The organism is uncultured Cardiobacterium sp. (assembly GCF_938028825.1).
Taxonomy (GTDB): Bacteria; Pseudomonadota; Gammaproteobacteria; order Cardiobacteriales; family Cardiobacteriaceae; genus Cardiobacterium.
The window spans coordinates 1-6,373 of record NZ_CALIZP010000086.1; the positions used below are offsets into that span (position 1 = coordinate 1).

The 6,373-nt window shown below is 59.2% G+C and carries 9 protein-coding genes and 2 tRNA genes; 1 reads left to right on the forward strand and 10 read right to left on the reverse strand.

The features are described 5' to 3' along the window. Nucleotides 1–113: 113 nt before the first annotated feature. The 10 genes from Q0562_RS12405 to Q0562_RS12450 all read right to left on the reverse strand — a co-directional run bounded on the left by Q0562_RS12405 (nucleotide 114) and on the right by Q0562_RS12450 (nucleotide 5,907). A tRNA-Arg gene (locus Q0562_RS12405) sits at nucleotides 114–190 on the reverse strand. An 18-nt stretch (nucleotides 191–208) separates the two neighbouring features. Beyond that, nucleotides 209–285: transfer RNA gene (locus tag Q0562_RS12410), tRNA-Arg, on the reverse strand. An 88-nt stretch (nucleotides 286–373) separates the two neighbouring features. After that, on the reverse strand, nucleotides 374–1,033 hold the full coding sequence (locus Q0562_RS12415; protein ID WP_298644811.1) for an electron transport complex subunit E: 660 nt from the start codon (nucleotides 1,031–1,033) through the stop codon (nucleotides 374–376). Between the two features lie 351 nt (nucleotides 1,034–1,384). Then, nucleotides 1,385–2,377: a hypothetical protein gene (locus tag Q0562_RS12420; RefSeq protein ID WP_298644813.1), complete on the reverse strand. Its 993-nt coding sequence runs from the start codon at nucleotides 2,375–2,377 to the stop codon at nucleotides 1,385–1,387. Nucleotides 2,378–2,385: 8 nt separating this feature from the next. Further along, a complete protein-coding gene (locus tag Q0562_RS12425) occupies nucleotides 2,386–2,682 on the reverse strand; it encodes a hypothetical protein (protein WP_298644816.1) in 297 nt (98 codons plus the stop codon). A gap of 21 nt (nucleotides 2,683–2,703) precedes the next feature. Continuing rightward, nucleotides 2,704–3,087: a single-stranded DNA-binding protein gene (locus tag Q0562_RS12430; protein ID WP_298644818.1), complete on the reverse strand. Its 384-nt coding sequence runs from the start codon at nucleotides 3,085–3,087 to the stop codon at nucleotides 2,704–2,706. A 120-nt stretch (nucleotides 3,088–3,207) separates the two neighbouring features. Then, complete coding sequence (locus Q0562_RS12435; protein ID WP_298644820.1) at nucleotides 3,208–3,777, reverse strand: hypothetical protein; 570 nt, start codon at nucleotides 3,775–3,777, stop codon at nucleotides 3,208–3,210. A gap of 157 nt (nucleotides 3,778–3,934) precedes the next feature. Continuing rightward, the gene (locus Q0562_RS12440; RefSeq protein WP_298644823.1) at nucleotides 3,935–4,438 is read right to left on the reverse strand and encodes a hypothetical protein; all 504 of its coding nucleotides are present in this window, start codon (nucleotides 4,436–4,438) and stop codon (nucleotides 3,935–3,937) included. 48 nt (nucleotides 4,439–4,486) lie between these two features. Continuing rightward, nucleotides 4,487–5,491, reverse strand: a complete 1,005-nt coding sequence (locus Q0562_RS12445) for an AcaB family transcriptional regulator (protein ID WP_298644826.1) — start codon at nucleotides 5,489–5,491, stop codon at nucleotides 4,487–4,489. A 47-nt stretch (nucleotides 5,492–5,538) separates the two neighbouring features. Continuing rightward, the gene (locus tag Q0562_RS12450; RefSeq protein WP_298644829.1) at nucleotides 5,539–5,907 is read right to left on the reverse strand and encodes a hypothetical protein; all 369 of its coding nucleotides are present in this window, start codon (nucleotides 5,905–5,907) and stop codon (nucleotides 5,539–5,541) included. Here Q0562_RS12450 and Q0562_RS12455 point away from each other — a divergent pair. After that, nucleotides 5,893–6,373, forward strand: a 481-nt coding sequence (locus Q0562_RS12455) for a hypothetical protein (protein WP_298644831.1), incomplete at its 3' end; no start/stop codon positions are given. The genes Q0562_RS12450 and Q0562_RS12455 overlap by 15 nt on opposite strands.

Here is a 6,373-nt window from a genome sequence, read left to right on the forward strand (position 1 = left end):
TTCACTACATCAACTATGGCTTTGTCCAGCCCGGCATACTTTTCAGGCCACCACCCAAATTTTTAGTGGATGGAAAGGAGATCGGCAAAAAAGAAGGATTTGATAGAAAAAGATGGCGCGCCCGAAAGGATTCGAACCTCCGACCGCCTGGTTCGTAGCCAGGTACTCTATCCAACTGAGCTACGGGCGCGCAAAGTAAAGAGAAAGATGGCGCGCCCGGAAGGATTCGAACCTCCGACCGCCTGGTTCGTAGCCAGGTACTCTATCCAACTGAGCTACGGGCGCGTCTTTGCAAGGCCGCGCATTATCCATAGCGGCAAGGGGGGCGTCAAGTATTTTTCGGAGCCTGGGCATCCGCCCGACGGGCAGGTTTTCAGGTACTGCGCTGCCTGCGGCGGCGTTGCAGCAGATTGTTGATGATGTTTTTTCCTGCAATCAGCAGGCCGTAGCAGAAGAATGCGCCGGGCGGCAGGGCGGCGAGAATGAGGTGGTTCTCGCCGCTGTGAATGTGGAGCGTCCAGTCGGTACCGGCACCAAAGATGCGGTCGGCACCGGCAAACAGAGTGCCGGTGGCGAGGATTTCCCGCACACTGCCAAGAATGATGAGGACGAGGGCAAAACCCGTACCCATCGCCGCGCCGTCGATGGCGGCGGGCAGGACGGGGTTTTTGGCGGCATAGGCTTCGGCACGGGCGATGATGACGCAGTTGGTGACGATGAGCGCAAGGTAGATGCCGAGCGACTGGTAAAGCGGGTAGGCCAGCGCCTGGATGAGGATTTCCACCACGGTCACGGCGCCCGCGATGAGCAGGACAAAGACCGGGATGCGGATTTCCGGGCGCAACCAGCGGCGGGTGGCGGCGACGAGGGTATTCGACAGGGTGAGGACGAAGATGGTGGCGAGACCGAGACCGATGGCATTCACGGCGTCGGTCGAGGTGGCGAGCAGCGGGCAGAGACCGAGGATTTGCACCAGGGCGGGATTGTTGTGCCACAGGCCGTTGGCGAGGGTTTTGCGGGTTTCGGGGGTCATGGCGGGCGCAGGTTGCGGGAGAAGCGCGCAGTATAGTGGATTGATTTGCCGCACGGGGGAGCTGTTATACACTGGCATTCTCATTTGCAACCACGGGAGAAAACCATGACTTTCACTGCCACTTTCCGCCGTTCCTGCGTTGTGCTGCTGCTCGCTGCCCTGTGCAGCGCCCCGCTCGCCGCACAACAGGAGAACAAGGGCAACCTGCTTTTCCTTTGGCGCGAAAATCCGCCCAAAGGCTCGGCGGATGGCGACATCATCCGCCACTTGCAGGAACAGGGTTACACCGTGACTATACGCGAGGCGCTTGATGATGCGGCCGGGGTGTGTCAATACGACCTCGTGCTGCTGTCATCCACGGTGCGTTCCAACCAGATGACCGCCAAACGCCTCCCGGTCAGTATCTTGCGCAATATGCGTGTGCCGCTGCTCACCTGGGAAAACGATCTGCTCGGCGAATGGCCAGCCACGCCGCCATAAGACGCTGTCCAGCCCGGAGAGGTAATACGGCCAGAACGGGGTGTAGGGCAGGGTGCAGTAGTAGCGCCCGCCGTTGCTGAGGCCGTAGTCGTCCACGGAACGGGTGACGCTGTCGTTGGTGCGGTCGTAATCGGTGTAGTCGGCACTGTCGATCTGCTGCATGGTCTGATCGTAGTTCAGCCCCTGCTTGTCGCCCTCGCTGAACTGTCCATGCGGTGTACTGCGGTCCTGCCAGCCACCAAGAAATTTGTCCCCGGTGTTGACCGGCTGCTGACCGTTGCCGGTGTTCCCTCCCTGCTGCGGCACATTGCCGCTGCCCCGGTAATAGCGGCTGTTGGTCTTGTCATTGGATTGCTGCTGCGCCGGGCCGGTCTTCTGGAAAATCACCATCGCCGGATGACCGATCAGCGCCGATTCGTAGTGCTGCGGCGCGTAGTGTTTGCCGAATTTGTGGTGCCGGTAACGTCCGGCACCGGCTTCCGGCACGGAGATGGACGGGAAGGCGAGGCGGATGACCGCTTCGCTCGCCGTTTTGTACGCACTGCCGATGAAGTTGCTGTAGTCCTCCCACGGCATCTTGTCGAGATAGGGGTGCGACTGGTCAACCATTGCCGGCACGGTGTGGCCGACATGCAAGGTCCAAAAATACACGGGGCCGTACGGTGTCCAGATGACCCGCAGCGACAGGCCGAGGATGCGGTAATCAAGACAGTCCGGCAGTTGCTTGAAGGTGGTGGAAAAGATCTGCGCGGTGCTGATACCCGCCTCGGCAGACGGCAACACCGCAGCAGCAGCGGTACCGACAGCCAGTGCCAGGCGGCGCAGCAGATGGCGGCTTTGTCCGCCGGTTTTCTTGGTACACATGCAGCCTCCTACACCGGGAAATCGTCATCCGGCAGGGCGTCTTGCGGTCTGGCGGCCATTTTCTTTGCCTTGCCGCCTTTGCCGGCCGGTTTTGCCTTGTCCGTGCCGACGCCGTCCGGCAGGTCTTCTGCACCGGGTGGTGGTACCTCGTCGAGATAATCCGGCGGCGTAGCGGCGGCAAAGCCGGTATCGTCATAACCGTTATCGCCGTACGGCGCTTGCGCGGGTGGTTGCTGCTGCGCCCGGGCGGTACGCTGCGACGGTGTCCCGGCTCCCAGGCCGTCCTGTTGCCGCTGTCCATCCATTTTGCCGACGTTGGGCTGCGGTTACGGCCCCTGGAAGCTGCGGTTGCGGTAGGTGACGCCGCTCAGGGCGCGCATGTCCAGGCCGACCTCGTCGGCATTGACCTTGAAGCCCGAGCGCAGCTCGCCGGTTTCCTGATCGGTCCAGAATTCGACGTGCAGGTCGCCGCTGACAATCACCGCCGCCCCTTTTTTCAGCAGGGTGGCGGCGACTTCGGCCTTGCGCGAGAACCACGACACGTTGATCCAGAAACCGCCCTTATCGACCGGCTCGTTGTTTTCCCTGACCCAGTGCGGTTGCCGCATGGAAAAACTGACCCAGGGCAAGTCTTCGCCCAGGCGGTTCTTGGCCACGCCGTGGCGCGGGTCATCGCCGAGGTTGCCATGCAAAGTGATTTTTGCGCCCATTGGGAACTCCTTGTGTGTTGGTGAAAGGAAAAAGAAAACGGATTTGCCGGGGCAGGGCAGGGCGGTCGTGGCAGAAATCCGCATGGGTTATCCCAACCGGTCGTCACCCCCCCTACCCCATCATGACGCCCCGGTCGCATAGCCGGTGGGCCGGGGCCGTACCGCCCCGGCGGCAACAGCCGCCAGCGGCAGGGAAGCAGACGGCAGGGCGAGGATGCGTCTGGCGTTTTCCCTGGCACGCGCCAGGACTATTGCTGCCTCAGTACCGTATCCGGCGCCATACTGCGCCAGGCCGTCAGCTTGCAGATCGGCACAGTCGCGGACAAAATCGGCAAAGGTCTCATCCCGGCGACAGATCTCGCTCACCGGCAGCAACTGATCCACCAGCTCGATGGACAGGGCATCACCCCGGGCGAGCAGCGTCCGCACCGAATCCACCCCGCCGTGCAGCAGGACGAAGCCTTGCAGGCGCAAGACACACAGCCCGGCCAATAGCAGCGGCATGGCAAGACCGACCGCCTCCCCCTGCGCCGAGAGCGGCAGCGGCAGGTCGGGAGCGACGGCTTTTGCCTCACGCGACAACGGATCAATCGCCGGACATTCCGCCATGCGGCGCAAGACGGCATAGGTTTTGAACTCCGCTGCGGGTAAACGCAGCGTTTCTTCCGGCATGGAAAAATAACGGGTCATGACAATCTCCTCCCGGCTGATAAAGAATGGCTTACGCAATGAATCCGGTATGGCAGCAGCACATCAGGCAGCATATCAAATGGCAAAGCAGACGGCATATGCGCCGCATGACGGGGCGAATCCTTATAACCTTTGGTTATATACCATTTCATGATAATCATGATGACGCCTCCGTTTCAGAAAAAAGCGTAATGCCGCGATATTGGCTTTGCATTTTGATCAGATTTATCACATTGAAAAATGTCTTGGCTTGCAGATTCAAGCTGATACGGCGCAATTCATATTCCTTGAACGCATGCAGGAAATAATCATCGCGCCGAAAGGAAACCGCTGTTCTGACCGCCAGCAATTTGTTGCTGTCGAGGGCCTCCACCGGCATCAATACCTGCATGGCCCCATGCCGGCCATTGCGCCACACCTCACTGCGGATTTCGTGAAATTGCCAGACCAGCTGCACAATACCGTTGGCATGGATGCGGCGCAGGGAAATCTTGTCGGCCCCGTCAAGGAGCAGCACATTGCGGCGCAGCCGGGTAATCAGCGTCTGCATCTCATTGACCACATCTTGCAGTTGCAGCTGCAACTGCTCGATGCGCAGCTCGAAATCCTGCTTGCGTCGTGACGGATCAAAACATTCCCGCACGACCGGTAATAACAACACGGCAACCCCTAATGCTTTATCAGCATCTGCAATAACATCATGACGACATTAACGCACAAACGCTTGCGGCACAGTCACCAGATACGGGAGCAATTTGCCGGCGAGCGTATCCGGGTCCGGTTCGCCGAAAGCATTGATGGCGGCCTGACAGGTATCATCCTTGCTGTCCCAGGATTCCATACCAACAAAGAAATGGCCGTCACAGGAGGCCAATAAGCGGCGCAAATGACGCCCCATTTCGCTCAACACATTCTGATAGGGTTTGGCATCGAGCAGACGCATCTGGATATAGGGAAAAATAATCCGGATGACATCGTCATGCAGCAAGATCAACTCAAAAGCGTGATAAGCATAAGGCGAGACAAAATGGAGGTGCGCTTCGGCCGGTCTGGCCGAGGTAAACGGTTCCATCCGCGTCCGCACCTTCTCGCGCAACATCGTGCGCAGTTCATCCTGTTTGGCGGTGAAGAGGTCGTTGACGACCTTCAACTCTTCCTCGACCTTCAACAAACGCATCGCCGCGAAAGGACAGCCCCGGCGGTAATCGTTGAGAACCTGCTTCACCTTGGCGGCAAAGCCGTACAGACCGGTCACCGGACCGCGTCCGGTTGACGCACTGCGCCCGATGCAGAGCAGCCAGCTGGAATGCATATGCAGCTCGCCGACTGCACCGGTAATGCCCCAGGCCGGACGTTCGAGCAGCATGCGCGACGGCATCGCCTGGTTCACCATCTTCTGCGCCTCACTCAGGGCCTTGGCATGCCGGATCTTGTTCTGTTCCAGGGCAATGGTTGCCGCCGCATCCTCCTCACTCTCGGATTCGGCGCGGATGATGTCCTGCTCCAGTAGGGTCAACATCCCGACATCATCGCCGAGGGCATCCAGGGACTGTTGCACCTCCTGACTGCGCGTCTCCGTGATCAGACGGTTGCGGTGCTCCGCCGCAGCGGCTTTACTGCCGGCACCTTCTGCGCCAGTGGATTTCTCACCTGCTACATCTGCGGCAGGGGCGTTGCCCGGAACGGGCATCTCTTTATCGGTATCAGTCGTCATAAAACCTCCGGTAACAGCAAAAACGGCTCCCCCTTACCCTTATTCCTTTAAAGGAAGAAAGAGCGGGTCGAAACCAAAAGAAAAATCAAAAACAATGGATTCATCACGGCAGCAAAAAAATGATTGCATCGCGACATGTTGGGCAGAGTAGGGCGTAGCAAGAGTGTCTTGCCATGTGCAAAGATGCATACCGGCCGCAGTAAAAGTCTGCCCACACTGTAAACAGTGGCCTTGTCGTCGCCGCCGGTAGGAATTTTGTACAGGGGCTGAACAGCGGCAGCCTCTTCGCCACCGGTAGGAATTTTGTGTCCAGTGGACACAGCGGCAGCGCTTTTGCCACCGGTAGAAATTTTGTCCCCAGTAGGGACAGCGGCAGCGCTTTCACCACCGGTAGGAATTTTGTGTCCAGTGGACACAGCGGCAGCGCTTTTGCCACCGGTAGGAATTTTGTGTCCAGTGGACACAGCGGCAGCCTCTTCGCCACCGGTAGGAATTTTGTGTCCAGTGGACACAGCGGCAGCGCTTTTGCCACCGGTAGGAATTTTGTGTCCAGTGGACACAGCGGCAGCGTCTTTGTCACCGGTAGGAATTTTGTCCAGGGGCTGAACAGCGGCAGCGTTTTTGCCGCCGGTAGGAATTTTGTCCAGGGGCTGGACAGCGGCAGCCTCTTCGCCGCCGGTAGGAATTTTGTCCCCGGGGGGGACAGCGGCAGCGTCTTTGCCACCGGTAGGAATTTTGTCCAGGGGCTGAACAGCGGCAGCGTTTTTGCCGCCGGTAGGGATTTTGGTGTCCACACTGTGGACAGCGGCAGCGTCTTTGCCACCGGCAGGAATTTTGTCCCCAGTAGGGACAGCGGCAGCGCTTTCACCACCGGTAGGAATT